This window comes from Pseudomonas sp. NFPP04 (assembly GCF_900113815.1).
GTDB lineage: Bacteria > Pseudomonadota > Gammaproteobacteria > Pseudomonadales > Pseudomonadaceae > Aquipseudomonas > Aquipseudomonas extremorientalis.
In genome coordinates, this window is sequence record NZ_FOQS01000012.1 from 1 (window position 1) to 15976 (window position 15976).

Here is a 15976-nt window from a genome sequence, read left to right on the forward strand (position 1 = left end):
AACTGGAACCGACTGGAGCGCTATGTCGAAGCGGGTTATTTACCCATCGACAACAACGCCGCTGAAAGAGCGATCAAGCCGTTTGTGATCGGACGCAAAGCTTGGTTGTTCAGTGATACCGTCAACGGCGCCGCCGCCAGCGCAAAGATTTACAGCTTGGTCGAGACCGCCAAGGTCAACGGCCAGGAGCCCTATACGTGGCTGCGCCACGTACTGGAGCGGTTGCCATATGCCTCGACGGTCGAAGACTACGAAGCCTTGCTGCCGTGGAACTGCTCACCGGAGATGCCACGGTAAACCGTTGACTCACCTTGGGATAGGTGGGTTTATGGATCGCTTACAATCTTCTGACTCACAGAAACCATCTGGATCTGTAGTCCCTTCGAAAAGTGATCCACCGGTGGCGACATCTAATCTCACGCTGTCAGCCAACGAAAATAGGGGTCAGAGCATGGTTTCAATAATGGTGGTCTGACCCCTTTTTCCCCGTCGGACCCCTTTTTCCTCCAAAGAAAGGCCTGCGTTTCCCAAGACACCAAAAACGCAGCGACCTCAACCAAACAGCATCCTTTGCCAATGATCCTCACCCACAATGGCAATCGAAGCTCCTGCCTCCCGCAACTCCACTGCCTTCATGATCTTCGTCCCATAGGTACTATGGCGCCACTGCTCATTACCCACGCTTCCGACCACTAGGTAGTGCACCTTCTTGCTCACACCGCCCCCAATCAAACCGCCTCGTTCTTCGACCAGCGCCTGACAATCCTTGCGCGGCCCAAAGCTCATGACACCCGTAAATACAAACATCCGGCCATCCCACACCAAATCAGGGGCTGGTGAATTGAAGGGCAGGTCCGTAGGAGTAACGGCAACTGTGCCGCCGACCTTCGCTCTCTCAATGTCCACTCCAGAAAAACCACGCAGAATGTTAAGCAACTCCTGGGACTCATCCACGTCTAGCGCATCGTCCTGAAGCATGCACGCCAAACGCGAATACAGCAGATTGATCACCGGATCGTTCAGATGCGCGAGATTGTGTTCCAGCCATTGCTTTAGAAAAACCGCTTCCGATATGTTCACCACACCATCCGCAGTAATTCCAGCGGCCAACCCCACCAAGGCGTCGGCGGCGCGACGATCGATACGGGCACGGTTGAAGAATTTACTGTTTTCGAACTCGTGGTATAGATCCATTACGGGTTTTCCTTGGGGTGGGAACTGGCTTGATATCGACGCTTTAGTAAGTCGACGTGGTATTCAACGCTAGCACCACTGCGCGCACATATCCCATATTGAATCTGGAAAATAGATCTGCCCCCTTTCCAGTTGACTCGCTGAATATGACGATTTTTTGCGATTGACAGCCCTGAATTTATGGTGGCCTTATGCCAACATTGATGTATTGTTGCTCCTAGACAACGCGCCTCAAGGAGTGAAACGCCATGCCAAAAAAAACAAAAGAAAGAAAAGAAAAGCTTTCAATTTATCTAGCAAAGAATGGCAAGAGCGATGATTTAGAACTGCTCAAGATTGAGAATGCAAAACCAGCAATTTCCTTAGAAATACAAGGCATAGAGAAAGCAAATCTATATATAAAAAAAGAGCCACCAATACACTCTCCGCCTTGGACTCAAATTTTTACTTCCCGGCAGGAAGTTTCGGCCGATGATTTCGGTAACAGCAGTAGTGTCGGCGCAGCCTTAGTTATAAGTATTTCTCAGCAGAAATTTATAATTACGTTCGGCACTGGCTTTCATCTTTTAAACGAGGAGACTATAGAGAGAGACTTTGGCCTTAGAGTGACCCTAAACTCCGTAGATCCAGACAAACTTAGAAGCCTAGACAAATCAAGTTACGACCACAACCCGTTAAACTCAAGGACACAAAGTACAAAAGAGGTGGATATATTCGACCTGCGAATGGACTCTGAGATAGAAATACTGTCTACAGTTACGGGCAGTTCAACAGTAGAAATTTTCGGAAGCCACATCACTGGCAGAGATGCTTTTACAGTTATAACACCCTTAGATCTTGACCATTTGAGCCTGATTTTGCAAGAAGCTCTAATTAGGTATAAGCAAAAACTGCCTGAAATTTTCGAATGGGTCGAAAACATAAACCGTGTCCGAGATATCGACGATGTAGAAATTCTAGATATAGAACTTGAGACCCTACTAAACGGGCCAAGCCTTGATAATTTTTGGTTAGGCGAACCAGAGATTGTCGATTGGGAAACCCAGATAGGTTATTCATTTGACCTTTATCCTAGGACCGAACGACATGTCGTACTCGAACTGAAGCATCTACTAGACCACCTGAAATCCAAATCCTTGCCACTATCTATCGAATCACTGAAACACACTCAAGTCCACATAAACGATAATTTATACAAACCCGTAAAGAGCTGGCCCGCCTACAAATGTCTTTATGCAGAGATATCGTATAGCGGTGAAAGCTACATATTACGCAATGCTACTTGGTACAAAGTGAATGCCAGCTTTGTAAAAACAATAGATAACCACTTGTCATCTTTAACCATATACAGTGACCCGCTTCCTCGCTATGAAGAGGATAGAGAGGAGGATTATAATTTAAAACTGGCTTCAGATCCTGCTTTCGAGTTGCTAGACAAGAGAAATATAAAAATTGGTGGCGCCTACGACAAATTGGAATTTTGCGACGTTATAAAAAACGGAAAAGAACTAATACATATAAAATACTATAGAAGCTCTAGCACTTTAAGCCATTTATTTTCGCAAGGCTGCGTATCTGCAGAAGCATTCGTTCGAGACGCTGACTTTAGAAAAAAACTTAACTCAAAACTGCCAAATTCTATAAAGCTGGCAGATCCTGAGCCTCGTCCAGACCCTAGCACTTACAAAATAGTGTATGCCATCGCAACAACAAAAAAACTGCCGTTAGAACTACCATTCTTCTCCAAAGTAACTTTAAAGAACGCATTAAAAATACTAAAAGGGCTTAACTATCAGGTTGAAATAGTTGCTATAGACGTAGATCCAAACTTATTGATAAAGAAAAAATGTAAACCTAGGTAACTAGCAAGATTTACATACATTTTGCTTTCTGTTGCACCTATGAGCCCACCACGCTAATCTACCTCAATCGCTGCCAATTCAGCGATCGGGCCTGAGAACCCGGCAAGATGCAGGCGCACCAAGCGCCCCAAAACCCGATTTGCAGGCGTTTTTTTTCGCCCACCATTTCGTGCAATGGCGGCTGTGCGTGGGAGACCTTCGGGTCTGCCGGGTTCCTGTATCTCCGGTTTCTCAGCCTGCGCACAGCTGCCACCCATTCGCCTGAGAACGAACGTGGTAGCTCTCACCAGATATGGGAGTTTTACCAATGACCGCTACAAGTCCGTCTGCGTTAACCACCCTCGGCGTCACCCCCTTCTCCTTTCACTCCGACCAACCTCTGTTCCGCGTCAATAGCGGTGTTTCCCTGCATGAAGCCTTGCACCATGTTTCCGACCTGCTCCATGTCGCCAAGCTGCTCGCAGAAGAGGCGGCGATGACGCGGGAGACGGACCGTTATGCCTGGGCTTCGCATTATTTGCAGGAGATGAGCAAGGCGGTGATTGATGACGTGGTGAAGGTGTTGGAGTCACCCGGCAATAGCGCGCAGTAGACCTCACTGAAAAGGCCTGTCCTCGCCATGGTGCAGTCCAACTTGTGGCGAGGTTCGTTATCGCTCTCTATAAAGCCCCATCCAGCCCCCAACAAAAAAGGCACTTGCCGCGAACGCCAAGTGCCTTTCTCACACCACCTGAAACCCAATCACCGCGCCAACATAAACGTCTCATACTCCAGGTCTTCCAGCGCCGACGACAACCGCGCCAGCCCCAGCAATACGCACACCAGCAACGACAACGTAAACCCGTAGCCGAAGAAACTGGGCCCCAGGTGCATGCTGAGCAGGGTCAGGGCTGCGTTGAGTACGGCAAACAGTACGCACAGCTCCAGGACCACGCGGCGTTTGTCGAGGTAGAAGAACACGTTGAGCAACGCCATGAAGACCACCTGGATGCTCACGCCGATCAAGTCGATGTAGAACAGTGGCAGGTAGTAGCTGGAGATGCCGATCCACTCCAGCAGGCGCGGGGCGAAGAGGAACAGCAGCACCACGGTCAGGCCTTGGACTTTGCAGATTTCCAGCAGGCCCTGGCGGATGGAGAGGGTCATCTCGGTTTTCAGCGAGCCGATGTGCTGCAAGGTCTCGCCATCGCGGATGGCACGGAACAAGCGGTCGTACCACTCGGCAAAGTCGGTCTCGATACGCACCAGGAACACGGCCATGCCGGGGATGATCGCCAAGTAAGCGATGAAGATCGGCATGTCGTACAGGATCGAGGCGCGCAGCGGGCCTATGACTTCGTTGGAAGTGCCTGGGTTGAACCAGAACAGGATTTTGTCCACCCAGATGCCGAAGTTGTAGAAGAACCCGGTCACCAGCAGGCTGAGGAACACGTTGCGACGATTGAGAAAATCAAACGCAATCATTTTCTCGGCACGGTACTCGCGCAGGATGTCGTACAGGTACAGGAACAACAGGCTGCCGTGCCCGATCAGCAGCGCCAGCAACAGGCCGGGCATCTTCAGGAAGCTCAGCAGGTAGGCGCACGCGACCATCAGCGAGTAACCCACTACCATCACCAGCAGGATGCGGTTGTATTTCTTCATCCCCGAGAGAAAGATGATCACCAGCCACAGGTTGCACAGCACCACGAAGTTCGACAGCACCAGCACGCGGTAGACCAGCGGTTGATCGAACAGCAGCGCCAGCACGATAACCCCCAGCACCCCGGCACCGACCGTCACCATCAACAATATGCCCAGCAGGTTGGGCAGGATCTGCTCGTAGTTGTGCTCGAACAACTGGTCGGACACGAAGCGGGTGAAGAACAACTGCAGGCCACCGGTCAGGATCAATGAGCTGGCCATCAGGTACGTCACCGTGACCAGAAACTGCCCCACCAATGAGTTGGGCAACAGCAGGCCCAGGCTGATGATGCCCACCAGCATTACGCTGATGATCGACAGCACCCACGGGCCGGAGCTGATCAGGCCTGCATACACATAGGCGTGCAAGGTGGCGGTGTATGAGTCGCGCGAGAGGATCTTGCGCAGTTCGAAGCCAATACCGGCCATTTAACTATTCTCCATGGCGGCCTGGTACAGGTCGCGGTAGCGCTGCAGCATCAGGGCTTCGGTGTAGTAACGGTTGACCCGCAGCAAGCCGGCGGCCTGTGCAGCCTGCCAGCGCTCGGGGCTGCGCAGTAGTTCCAGGATCGCGGCGGACGTCGCCTGTGGGTCGGCAATCGCCACCACCTTGCCCGCCACGCCCAGGTCGCGGTCTTCGGCGCTGCCGCCTTCGATCAGTTCGCGGCATGAGCCGACGTCGCTGCTGACGACCGGCGTACCGGCAGCCCAGGCTTCGAGGATCACCAAGGGTTGTGCTTCGCTGATCGAGGTCAGCACCATCAGGCCAAGCTTGGGCAAGATGTCCTGGATGCGCTGGAAACCCAGGAAGTGCACTTTGCCTTCAAGCCCCAGGCTCGCCATCAAGCTGCGGCATTCACTTACGTATTCCGGGTCTTCTTCCTCGGGGCCGACAATCCAGCCTTCGGCATGCGGCATGGCGCTGATCACGCCGCGCATGGCACGCAGGAATGTTTTCACGTCCTTGATCGGCACCACGCGCCCGATCAACCCAACCACCGGTGCAATGCCCGGCTCACGGGTTTCCATGGCGCGGGACCACTGCGACAGGTCGATGCCATTGGCGATCAACGCCGTGCGGCTCGGATCGGCACCGTCCTTGATCTGACGCTGACGGTTGCCGTCATACAAGGCAATGATCTTGTCGGCGCTGTTGTAGGCCAGTTGGCCGATCCGTTCGAAGTAGCGCACCCACAGGGTCCGGATATACCCCGAGCCCCCGTCGAGGCTGCGGTTGAGCGCCTGCCCGGAGGTTTCGGCAATCCAGGTGGCCTGGGCCAGATCGATCTTGCGCTCCTTGGTATAGATACCGTGTTCGCTCAGCAGATAAGTGCATTTCCAGCGGTGCTTGAGGATGCAGCCCAGCAGCCCGGCGTAACCGGTGGAAATCGAGTGCAGCACCCGCGCGGGCGGCATCTTGCGCGAGGCCTCGGCGAGCATCAGCAACGGCGACTGCAACGAACGCAGCGTCCAGAAATAGTTGACAAAAGACGGGTCGGCGCAGTGCTGGCGGTAGCCTTCGCTGAGGGTTTCCCAACTGGCACGGCTGCGCAGTACATCATCCAGGGTCATATGGCCCTCGGCGATGCAATTGAGCAGGCGCTCACCCAGTTCCCGCTCGGGCGGGTCCGGGTGGTGCAAAAAGCGATACAGGTCGGCCAACTGCTGCGGGTCGGCATCGCGCGGCGTGCCACGGGTATCGGCGGGGTGCGTCGCGTCTTCGAGGAACACCTCTTCGATGTGCACCACGTTCACCGGCACTTCATAACGCCGCGAGGTGTACGCCGAGCGCTGACCACCGATGAACATCACCGAAAAAGTCAGCTCCGGCAGGCCGAGGATCATCTGGTGAATCCAGCTCGATACGCCGCCGCGCACGTAAGGCCAGGTGCCTTCCAGCAGCAGGCAGATGTCGGCCGTCGGGGTGGCTTCCTTATGATTCATTCCAGCTCCTCACCAACTCAGCAAAGGGTGGCCGCTGACGGGTTTCTTCCGGCAGCCTGGCGAGCAGCCCGGGGATTTCGTGATAGCGACCCGCTTCAAACGCCAGCTCGGCATGGAAAGGCAGTAATTGAGCCTCACCCAGACCGTTTCGCTCAGCCTCGTGCAAGAGGGCCTCGGCTCGCTCGTTTTCACCGCGCTCCAGGGCAATACGGCCGGCCAGCAGCAACAGCTCACCGCCCTCACCGGCCGCCAGACCTTGCTCGGCATGCTCGCTGGCCTGGTTCAGCACGTGTTCGAGCACACTGCCTTGGGCCAGGCCGAGGTAGGCCAATTCCCAATACCATCGCGCCAGCATGCTGTGCACCGGGCCGGCAGTTCGGGGGCTGACGCCGGCCAACTGTTCCAACGCCATCTGAATGTGCAGGTTGATGTCACTTTCCTGCTTGTCGAGCATCGAGTACGCCAGGAGACGCACGTCATCACTGGGGTCACCCAAGGCCAGCTTGAGGATGGGTACCGCGTCCTTGCCAGGCATGCGGCGAGTCGCCAGCAAAGCGGCCAGACGCTGATCGGGATCGGGCGCGTGGCGCAGCACGTCCTGCAAACCGCCATCGGCGAAAATCGGCGTGCGTGTCTGGGCCTGCGCACGGAACGGCAGGCTTGGGATACCGACCGATCGCCACGCCTGCTGGTCGCGTTTACGCGGCAGGTACAGCGCCGGGAAGATCGACGCAACCACGCCCAGGGTGCCGATCACCGGCACAAAGAACGCCAGGCTGAAAATGAACAGTGGGCTCCACGGCAAAGGCGCCCGGTAGCGCGCCGGCAACAGCAACCATACGGCGCCGCACAGCATCAGGCAGGCCAAGCCATGGCTGAAGGTGAACACCAGCAGTTGGTGCATCTGCGGCGCATCGAGCCACAGACTGGCCCAACTGCCCGCCTCCAGCAGCACGGCGCCGCTAAACAGCCACTTGCTGATCATTCAGGCCACACTCGTTGTAGAGGAAGTTACGCAGCCCGTTGCGATCACAGCCAGGCTCCAGGTTGAAAGGCATGGCCCGCACACCCAGGCTGTCCAGGTCCGTGTCGATACCAAAGTGCTCGTGCAACAGCATGCCAATCCGCGCCAGGTAACCTTCGGTACCTTCCGGGCTGGTCAACGGCAACAGCACCAGCAGCAGGCGATGTTCGCGGTTGTTGCGCACCGCCAGGTGCAAGTCCAGGCCACGTTGGCTGCGCTCCATCAGACGCGACAGTTCCTCGTTGGCGCGCGTCATCTCGAACGCGAACAACCCGGCGGGCAATGTGTGCTGTTCCACGTCCACCAACGACCGCTTGAGCTGCAACGAAAACTGCTGGGCGTGCGCATCGGGCAGGCTCAGCACTTGCGGATCGCGGCGCAACAGGTCGGCAATGTGGCCGGCCAGCAGCGACAAGAGGCTCAAGGTGCGGTCCTGGAACGCAAAGAACGGCATTTGCCGAACCGCCAGGATCGCCAGCAAGCGGCCTTCGGCATCGATCAACGGGATGCAGGCCTGCAGCGCGGAAAACTGCGCGGCGTTACCGGCGTCGATCAGTTCCTGGCGTACGCTCACCAGTTCGCCGCGTTCCAGGCATAGCCGGATCAAACCGTCATCGGTTTCCAGCGGCCCCATCACGCCGATCATCGCCAAGGCCTGGGGCAGTAGGTTTTTCTCGCTGTCGTCGACGCGGTACAAACCCGCCACACGCAATGCACCGTATTGGCCGAGCATCGCCACGATCGGCTCGGCCAGCTCGCTCAATGCGTCGCCTTCGACCGGCATGCCGCGCAGTTTTTCACGCAGGCCCAGCAACGAGCTGCGCAGGCTCTGGTCACTGCCGGCCACGCGCTGCTCCAGCAGGTCATGGGACACCCGCAGGATCTGGTGGGCACGGGTGAATTCGTCGAGGCGGTACTGACGGTATTCGTTAGCCATCTGCAGACGCTCCAGGCGGCGCACCCACAGGTCGCGAACCTCACCCACCAGCATCCCGCACACCAGCACACCGACGATGAACGAGGGCTCAAGCTGGGTATAACCTGCATGCCCGGTGTAGCGCAGGGCAAACAGCGCCGCCACCAGCAGCACGGCGCTGAACAGGCCGCGCACAAAACCGTAACGCACCCCCAACAGCAGTGGCGCCAGGATTGGCCAGGGGAAACCACCGTGCATTTGCAACGGGTCTTCGGGAGTCAGCCAGAAGCCGAGGCCAATGGCCAAGCCCGTTACCAGGAGTGTTTCCAGCCAAGACACCGGCCCGCTGGCGCGAGGCGCCAGGCTGTAATCCATGTGTGGAGAATTCATTGCGTTCACTCGAATCGAAGGGCGCCAACCAGTTTGTCGATTACCGTCTGAGCATTGCCCGCCAGGCTTTCACGGGACCAACCGGCGCGCGCGCCGCTTTTGCTCCAGAGCACACGACCACTGTTGGCGTCCAGCACACGCAGGCTGATGCCCACCGCCGGCTCGCCATCCAGGCCGTTCTTGTACTGCCACTCTTCGACGCTGCCGGCGATGACGTAATCGAGCTTTTGCTCACGTGCCCATTCCAGGGCACCGGTCAGGCGCTCGTTGTCGTCCATCAGCGCCTGCTCACCCTGGGTGCTGGTCGGATAAACACGCGGTTGCAGGCCATGGCTGCTGAGTACGCTGAGCAGGATCTGCTCGCTGCGCTCACCGGCTTGCGGGGTCTGCGAATAGTTGATCATCGGCACGATGCCCCACTGCGCGTTACGCGGCAGGTCAGGGCTGTTTTCACTGGTGAAGCTGGAGCAGCCGGCGACGAACAGCACTGTCAGGGCCAGGCTCAGGTTACGAATTGCTTGCATAGGTTTTTCTCCCGTAGATTCTGTAATCAGCGCCCGAAACGCACGCCGTAGCTCATGCCCAGTGTGCCGCCGGACTTGCCATCCCCGCCTTGTGGCGCAGATTGGTAGCCGAAGGTGAGGGCCAGTTCGTCGTCACCCAGCACTTCGAAACCAATGCCCGTGTTGACGCCGTAGTTGAAGGTTTGGTCGGTCCACTGCCAACCCGCCGTCATGTCCACCAGCCAGGTGTATTGCGGCTTGCTGCGCACCAGCGCACCGGGGATGCCGCGACGCCAGGACGTACCGACATAGAGTTGGCCGTAGCGGCTTTGCAGGAGGTCGCCCGACGGGATGGTCTGCAACTCGATCGGGTCACCCGGCTCAGGCGGCGCGACATCAGGCACTCGAATCGGGCCTTTGAAGTCGCTGGAGAGGTAATCCAGGTTGCGATCCTTCACGTTGTTCTTCTGGTAATCCACACCACTGCGCACCGTCCAGTTAGGCCCGGCGAATTCCAGCGTGTGGTTAAGCTCCAGCTTCAGCGCATGACCGCTGCCCAACGAGTCGCCGGCACGGGTCGAGAACGAGCGCTGCGCCACTTCCCAGCTCAACTGGTCCCGCGCAGTCAGGCCGTGACGGCCGCCGACCCAGGCGCGGTCCTGCTGGCCGAAAGCCCGCATCAGGCCGCTGTCGTCGCTCTTGCGATGCCAGTCCAGGCCGGTCTCGATCTGGTGGCTGTTGCCCAACTGCCACAGGCGCGACAGGCCCAGGCCGTTACGGTCGTCGTCCTTGCGTTGGCTGGTGTCGGCGAACAGCTTCCAGCTGCCGTTTTCCACCGCGCGCACCAAGGTCAGGGCCGCGTTGCTCTCGTCGCCGATGCGCGAAGAGATGACGTCGTCGCCTTTATAGTTGCCGTGTTCCATCTCGACATCGGCGTACCAGTTGTCACCCAGGTTATGGGCGATTTCCAGGCGCGGCGAGTCAAACGACAAGCCACCGAAATCCTGTTTCTGATACGACAGCAATGCGCCTTGCGGGGTGGCTTCGTGGATCTCCACCGCCTGGCGACGCAGTTGCTCGTTCACCGAATCCGGCTGGTCGTCGCCCAGTGCGGACAGGCTGGTGTCCAGTGCCTCGTTGGTACGCCCCAAACGGCTGAGCGCCTGTGCGCGCTGCGCCGGGTTCAGGTCGCTGCTGGCCAACAGGGTTTCGACCTGGGCTTTATTGCGGCTGCGCAAGGCTTCCTGGATCTGCTCGTAACGGTCGACCTTGAGCCCTTGGGTGCGTGCCCAGGCCAGCCAGTCGTCTTTCTGCGCTGGCTGGTTGGTCGCATCCAGGCGGGCCAGCAGGCGTTCGAACCACAGCTGTTTCATCGACGGCGAACCGTCTTTCCACTTCAGCAATTCTTGCTGGGCCTTCTGCGGCGAGTAGCTGCTCGACATCAAGCGCAGCCAGATCGCATAGCGTTGGGACGAGGGTTGCAGGTTGTCGGCCTCGGGGCTGCGCAGCAACTTCAAGCGCAGGCGCTGGGCGGCGTCCTGGTAGCCGGATGTGTCCAGTGCATCGGCATACGCGGCCTGCACCAGCCAGTCGTTCGGGCTGAGCTTGAGGTACATGCGATACCAGGCCAACGCCTCGGCATCGCGCCCCAACAGCTGGCTGGCGCTGGCGAACGGCAGCCAGAGCAGGCGGTCTGCCCGTGCATAGGCACGCCATTTGACCAGCAGGAGTTTGAGTTTTGCCGTGTCGGCCTGGTCGACATACAGCCAGGTCAAACGCTCGCGGAACAGGTTGTCATCGGGGTAGCGCGACAAGCCCAGCAGATAGAGACGCTCGGCCTCGGAGGGATCGCCCTGCTCCACCGCCAAGGCACCGCGTACCGCCAGGACCTGGGCTTGCTCGTAGGCCTGCGGGTATTGCCTGGCGTCTTCCAACAGGGTAACGACCTGATCCCACTCGTGCAGCTCCTGGGCCAGTTGCAGCGCCTCGACCAACCGTTGCGGATCCTGGGCGCGGTGCCAGCTGTCGACCATCAACTTCAAGGCACGCTGCGGGTCACGGGTGCGATACAGAGTGATCAACTGGCTCTCGTCGCCACTGGTCAGCTTGCCGTTGAGGGACAGCAGTTTTTCCAGGGAGACGCGCAAGTCTTCGTCGCGCTCCAGGTCCCAGGCGAGCGCCGCACGGGTGCGCCAGTATTCCGGGTCATCGATGGATGAGTCGTCCGACTTGACCACTTCCCAGGCCGCCGGCTCATCAAACAGCTTCATTTGCGTGCTGGCCCAATCGACCAATTCGGCGGTGGTCAGCGTGTAGCGTTTTGCATAGTCCTTGTAGAGCTTGCCTTTGGCCGCGAACTGCCCGGTGTTTTCCAGGTTGTGCAGCAAGCGTGTCCAGGCCAGGCGATGGGCCGGGTACTTGCGCAGGTAGGTGCGCAGCCATGCCTCGGCTTCAGCCGGTGTACCACGGGATTCATGAGCGTAGATCAACGCATCCAGCTCGATGTCCGTGAGCGCACGCTGCTGCATGATGTCGGCGAGCAACGGGATCGAGCGGGCGAAGTCGAATTGCAGGCTGGCAAGGCGCCAGGCGTGCTCGCGGGTTTTCGGGTCCTCCTTGAGTTTGAGCAAGCGAATCCAGTAATCCAGCGCGGCTTCGTTATCACCGCGCCACTCACCGAGCTTGGCCATTTGCCCCAGCAACTCGATGTCATCCGGGTAATCGATGACCAGCTCCTGACCGGTTTCCCACGCACCCGCCAGATCATTGATAGACAGGCGCACCTGGAATTCTTTGACCAGGATTTTGCGGTTGCCAGGCTCCAGGTCATGCCACTGCCGGAGCACGCGCTGGGCCAGGTCGAACTGCCTGGTCGCAACGGCGATATCCACGCCTTGCTCCAGCCACGCCACGTCGGTCTGCGGGTTCGTCAGCCGGGGCAGCTCGTCAGCCAGCACTTGCGCGGCCTGCTCGTCACGGCCGGCCGAGAGCAGGCTGTTGAACGCAAGTTGCGCGTACTCCCGTCGTTCGGCCGGTTGTTGGGCGTCACGCTTGAGTTGCAGATAGATGTCTGCCGCGTGCGCAGGCTGCTCACCCGCCAAGTACCACTGCGCGGCTGATTTGAGCGCCTCGGTGCGCTGCGCCGGGTCACGCCCTGCGATCTCTTCGAAGACACTGGCGGCAAACGCCGGCGCCTGCAGGGTCAACGCCAGCTTCGCCAGGCTTTGCAGCTGGGCCACCGGCAGCTTGCGATGATCGAAGCTTTGCAGACGCTCGACCAACGCATGCTGCGCAAACAGGTCGTTGCCACTGGCTGCGATCAGCGCGTCCAGCTCCAGGCGATAGTAGGCCTGGATCTCCGGCTGCGGCTTGGGCCAGGCGTCCACGTGTTGGCGCGCCTTGGTGTAGTCACCCAGGCGAATCAGCAAGTCGACCAATTGCAAACGCAAATGGTCGTCATCCGGGTGCGCCGTCAGCAACAGCTCGGCATAGTTGGCCGACACGGCGTCGGGTTCGCGCCCGTCGGGCTGGAACACTTCTTCACGCTGGAAGGTTGCCCACAGCAGGCCACCCACGGCGACAGCGACCACCGCCAGTGCCCATGGGTTGAGCAGGCGGCTGCTTTTAGTTGCAGAGGAGTTGACCATTACTCACCTGCTTCATGGGAAGTTGAAAAGTCCAAAGGCCAGCCGAAGCCTTGCCAGCGAATCGTTGCCCATCGACTTCCACGCGGCAGGCGGTTGCCGAGCGTACGGTGAAGGTCAGGTCGAACTGACCGGCGAAGGAAAAGCTCACGCGCCGATCGTCCAGGTAACGCCAATCGAGCAACGGCACGTTGGCCTCCTCCAGCGCAGGGCGGGGATCTCTGTCCGCACGCAATGCGAGCAATGCCTTGTCGCTGCTCAGGGCCACATAGCGCCCTTGCGGCAAGTCACGTACACCCGCGACACCTTGGGATTGGAGCAAGTCCGGCCAGCCCATTTGTGCATCCAGGCGCACGGTACGCAGAGCGTCCATCCCGCGAATCTGCCAGGCGCCGTCCGCCGTTCGGGCCAGGCTCGACTGGTAAAGACCATGCAGACGGTCGACGTAGTCGCTCATCCATAACGACATCGGCTGTTGCTCGCGCAAGTAGCCGTAGATCTCGTGCATGGCCTTGATCGAGGCTTGCTTGGTGCTGGAATAGAAGTGGTAGTAGAGGTGCAGCCCGCGCAGGCGACGCGGACTGTCGGTCAGTTCGAACGTCTCGATCAACTCACGGAAGCCGTAGTACGGGCCTTTCCACAGGTTGGTGTAGAGGTTTTCGTTGATGATCGGCGCGTAGTACTGCAACCCCCCAGGCGTCGGCCGCAGCAACGGGTTCAACCCGGTCAGGGACGGGTTGGCCTTGGTCATGATGGTTTCGGCGCCGTTGACGTTTTTCAAGCCCGCGTCATAGGCCAGCTTGATGGTGCTGGCGGATGGCAGCGCATCGCCTGGCCAGAACACCATCTTCACCGGCTTCTGTGGCGTAGTCAGGTTCTGATTGATGTAATCGCGCGAGCCAAAAATCTCCCGACGAAAATCGATTTTTTCGTAGCCGGCGATTTTCATGTTCAAACCGTATTCCGGGTTGAAATTTTCGCGCTTCTCGGCCTTATCCGGCTGCATGAAAAACGGGTGGCTGTAGGTGTGCGTGGCCACTTCGACTTTAGGGTTGGCGAAGATCTCGCGGGCAATCGGCTCCAGCTCGCGGGCCAGGAAGGGGAACGCGCCACGCGGCGAGATCTCGCCCTCGATGATCGACACCGACGTCAGGAACGGGTTGGGCTTGATGTAGTCGTCCAGGGTATGACGACCTGCATAGGGAGTGCCGCGCACTTCGGCGCGGGAGGGAAATCCGTCGCCATCGATATGCACGGTCGCGATGCGCCGGCCATTTTCGGTGGTGGTGTCCGGCCGAGGTTGCGCCGGCAGACGCAGGCTGGCCTGAAGGAACGCGAAAGGGTCGAGAATCCAGCGGCTACGCTCGTTGTTGATTTCGAGCAGGTAAGGCGCCAGCGCAAGTCCCCCCCATTTACCGACCACCACCGGGTTGAAAACGGCGCCATTGGCACCGCTCAAGGACAACGCCGGGGTTGGGCCGTTGGGCAATACGCAGACCGCTGCCAGGTCACGGGAGCGAGGCACCACCGGTGCCTCGAATGCGCCCAGCAGGGCCTTGTCCTGGTGGGTGATGGTCAACACCTGAGTGGCGGGCGGCGCATCCAGCTTGAGGCCCAGGCGCTTGAGCAACAATTTGTCTTCAACCGGCAGACCACTGAAAAACGCCACTGGTACCTGCTCGTCCAGACGGGCATTGATAAAGCGATTGAACGCCGATGCATCCTGCGGCGGGCCGCTGGTCATCCAGGTGACCACACCCGCGTACAAGCCACTGAAACCGTAGAGCGGCAGGTCACTGTCGGCGGGCAGGTAATCGACTCGGTAACCGAGGTACTCCAACAAACCACCCAGGTTGCTATGGCCAGCGGCATCTTCCAGTGCACCTTCACGCGGGTCGTAGATCATCGCGATACGGCGCGGCTGGACCTCGATGCTGCTGATGCCCAGGGTGTTGAGGTCCGGGGTACTGATGTAGGGAATGAACCCCTCTTCGCGCAGACGCTTGGCGAGCGTGCGCGCCTCCTCACGACGCTCGGGTGGCAAGTAGTCGATGGCCACCAGCGGCACGCCCTTGGCGCGCAGCGGTTGCAGGTGGGTTTCGAGCCACTGGCGATCGGACTCGGACACCGGGCGATAGCGTTTGGCGGAAGCATCCCAACCGGCATGGATCGACTCGACCGCCACGGCGGCGGCAACGCCGTCCAGCTCAGGCAACACTTCGAAACCACGGTTGAAGAACAGCTTCAGGTTCGGCTGACGCTTGTGCAGCTCACGCAGCAAGCTGGCCAGGCCGACGCGCTGGTTCTCGCGCGAAGCCTCGGGCATCAGTTGGAAACTGTCGAGGGTGTCGAGGAACAGACCCGCATAGCCTTGCGCTTCCAGAGCCTTGGCACGTCCGAACAGATGCTCGCGCCAGACCGGCGACGTGAGATCCATCACCTGGCTGTTCCAGGCGTGATTACGCACAGGGGAAACCGCGTGGCTCAACCCGGCTTTCTCGACCTCAGCCTTATTGCCGTCAAACTCACCGATGGACAGGTAGGCAAACGGCTGGCTGCCCAACGCCCGCAAGGTTTTCACATCGCCAGGGGTCATGTGGCCCGGTTCGACCACGGCCCAGTCGAACTGCGCCAGTTCCGGCAGCGGTGGTTGCTCGGCATACCAGAAAGCCACGCTGTTCGGTTGGGCCAAGGCAGCAGCGTGCACAGTCGGCCCGCCGACGAATAAGGCAAAAGCAGCCAACAGCCGCTCAGCGATCGCGCGGATACGCGTCCTGCGGAAAACGATTTCCATAATTCACTCTTGAAGATGACTG

At 58.8% G+C, this 15976-nt stretch carries 11 protein-coding genes; 3 read left to right on the plus strand and 8 right to left on the minus strand.

Going from position 1 to position 15976, the window contains the following annotated elements:
* Positions 1 to 297 (plus strand): transposase domain-containing protein (locus BM017_RS22355; RefSeq protein WP_139216872.1); only part of this gene is annotated, 297 nt, incomplete at its 5' end.
* A gap of 255 nt (positions 298 to 552) precedes the next feature.
* Here the strand turns inward: BM017_RS22355 and BM017_RS22360 are convergent.
* On the minus strand, positions 553 to 1194 hold the full coding sequence (locus tag BM017_RS22360; protein WP_092248447.1) for a BRCT domain-containing protein: 642 nt from the start codon (positions 1192 to 1194) through the stop codon (positions 553 to 555).
* 248 nt (positions 1195 to 1442) lie between these two features.
* Here BM017_RS22360 and BM017_RS22365 point away from each other — a divergent pair, with 248 nt between their 5' ends.
* Positions 1443 to 3056, plus strand: a complete 1614-nt coding sequence (locus BM017_RS22365; protein ID WP_092248450.1) for a TIGR04141 family sporadically distributed protein — start codon at positions 1443 to 1445, stop codon at positions 3054 to 3056.
* A 307-nt stretch (positions 3057 to 3363) separates the two neighbouring features.
* A complete protein-coding gene (locus BM017_RS22370; protein WP_092248453.1) occupies positions 3364 to 3648 on the plus strand; it encodes a DUF3077 domain-containing protein in 285 nt (94 codons plus the stop codon).
* A 149-nt stretch (positions 3649 to 3797) separates the two neighbouring features.
* Here the strand turns inward: BM017_RS22370 and pelG are convergent, their stop codons facing one another.
* Genes pelG through BM017_RS22405 form a run of 7 tightly spaced genes read right to left on the minus strand, consistent with a single transcriptional unit; the run spans position 3798 to position 15954 of the window.
* Positions 3798 to 5168 carry an exopolysaccharide Pel transporter PelG gene (gene pelG, locus BM017_RS22375; protein ID WP_092248456.1) on the minus strand — a complete coding sequence of 457 codons (1371 nt, stop codon included), beginning with the start codon at positions 5166 to 5168 and terminating at the stop codon, positions 3798 to 3800.
* Positions 5169 to 6683: a GT4 family glycosyltransferase PelF gene (gene pelF / locus BM017_RS22380; RefSeq protein ID WP_092248458.1), complete on the minus strand. Its 1515-nt coding sequence runs from the start codon at positions 6681 to 6683 to the stop codon at positions 5169 to 5171. It lies immediately after the preceding gene.
* Complete coding sequence (locus tag BM017_RS22385) at positions 6673 to 7668, minus strand: HEAT repeat domain-containing protein (protein WP_071492456.1); 996 nt, start codon at positions 7666 to 7668, stop codon at positions 6673 to 6675. Before BM017_RS22385 ends, pelF begins: the two co-directional genes overlap by 11 nt.
* Positions 7646 to 9013 (minus strand): PelD GGDEF domain-containing protein, encoded by a 1368-nt coding sequence (locus BM017_RS22390; RefSeq protein WP_071492457.1) that lies wholly within the window; start codon positions 9011 to 9013, stop codon positions 7646 to 7648. The genes BM017_RS22385 and BM017_RS22390 overlap by 23 nt, the downstream gene beginning before the upstream one ends.
* Before the next feature lie 5 nt (positions 9014 to 9018).
* The gene (locus tag BM017_RS22395) at positions 9019 to 9537 is read right to left on the minus strand and encodes a penicillin-binding protein activator LpoB (protein ID WP_071492458.1); all 519 of its coding nucleotides are present in this window, start codon (positions 9535 to 9537) and stop codon (positions 9019 to 9021) included.
* Between the two features lie 26 nt (positions 9538 to 9563).
* Positions 9564 to 13163: a tetratricopeptide repeat protein gene (locus BM017_RS22400; protein ID WP_092248461.1), complete on the minus strand. Its 3600-nt coding sequence runs from the start codon at positions 13161 to 13163 to the stop codon at positions 9564 to 9566.
* Positions 13141 to 15954 (minus strand): bifunctional glycoside hydrolase/polysaccharide deacetylase family protein, encoded by a 2814-nt coding sequence (locus tag BM017_RS22405; RefSeq protein WP_092248464.1) that lies wholly within the window; start codon positions 15952 to 15954, stop codon positions 13141 to 13143. The genes BM017_RS22400 and BM017_RS22405 overlap by 23 nt, the downstream gene beginning before the upstream one ends.
* Positions 15955 to 15976 lie beyond the last annotated feature (22 nt).

Bases quoted from the DNA above. Each gene is read 5' to 3' on its own strand.
- BM017_RS22360 (WP_092248447.1), bottom strand. From the start codon at position 1,194: ATGGATCTATACCACGAGTTCGAAAACAGTAAATTCTTCAACCGTGCC.
- BM017_RS22365 (WP_092248450.1), top strand. From the start codon at position 1,443: ATGCCAAAAAAAACAAAAGAAAGAAAAGAAAAGCTTTCAATTTATCTA.
- BM017_RS22370 (WP_092248453.1), top strand. From the start codon at position 3,364: ATGACCGCTACAAGTCCGTCTGCGTTAACCACCCTCGGCGTCACCCCC.
- pelG (WP_092248456.1), bottom strand. From the start codon at position 5,168: ATGGCCGGTATTGGCTTCGAACTGCGCAAGATCCTCTCGCGCGACTCA.
- pelF (WP_092248458.1), bottom strand. From the start codon at position 6,683: ATGAATCATAAGGAAGCCACCCCGACGGCCGACATCTGCCTGCTGCTG.
- BM017_RS22385 (WP_071492456.1), bottom strand. From the start codon at position 7,668: ATGATCAGCAAGTGGCTGTTTAGCGGCGCCGTGCTGCTGGAGGCGGGC.
- BM017_RS22390 (WP_071492457.1), bottom strand. From the start codon at position 9,013: ATGAATTCTCCACACATGGATTACAGCCTGGCGCCTCGCGCCAGCGGG.
- BM017_RS22395 (WP_071492458.1), bottom strand. From the start codon at position 9,537: ATGCAAGCAATTCGTAACCTGAGCCTGGCCCTGACAGTGCTGTTCGTC.
- BM017_RS22400 (WP_092248461.1), bottom strand. From the start codon at position 13,163: ATGGTCAACTCCTCTGCAACTAAAAGCAGCCGCCTGCTCAACCCATGG.
- BM017_RS22405 (WP_092248464.1), bottom strand. From the start codon at position 15,954: ATGGAAATCGTTTTCCGCAGGACGCGTATCCGCGCGATCGCTGAGCGG.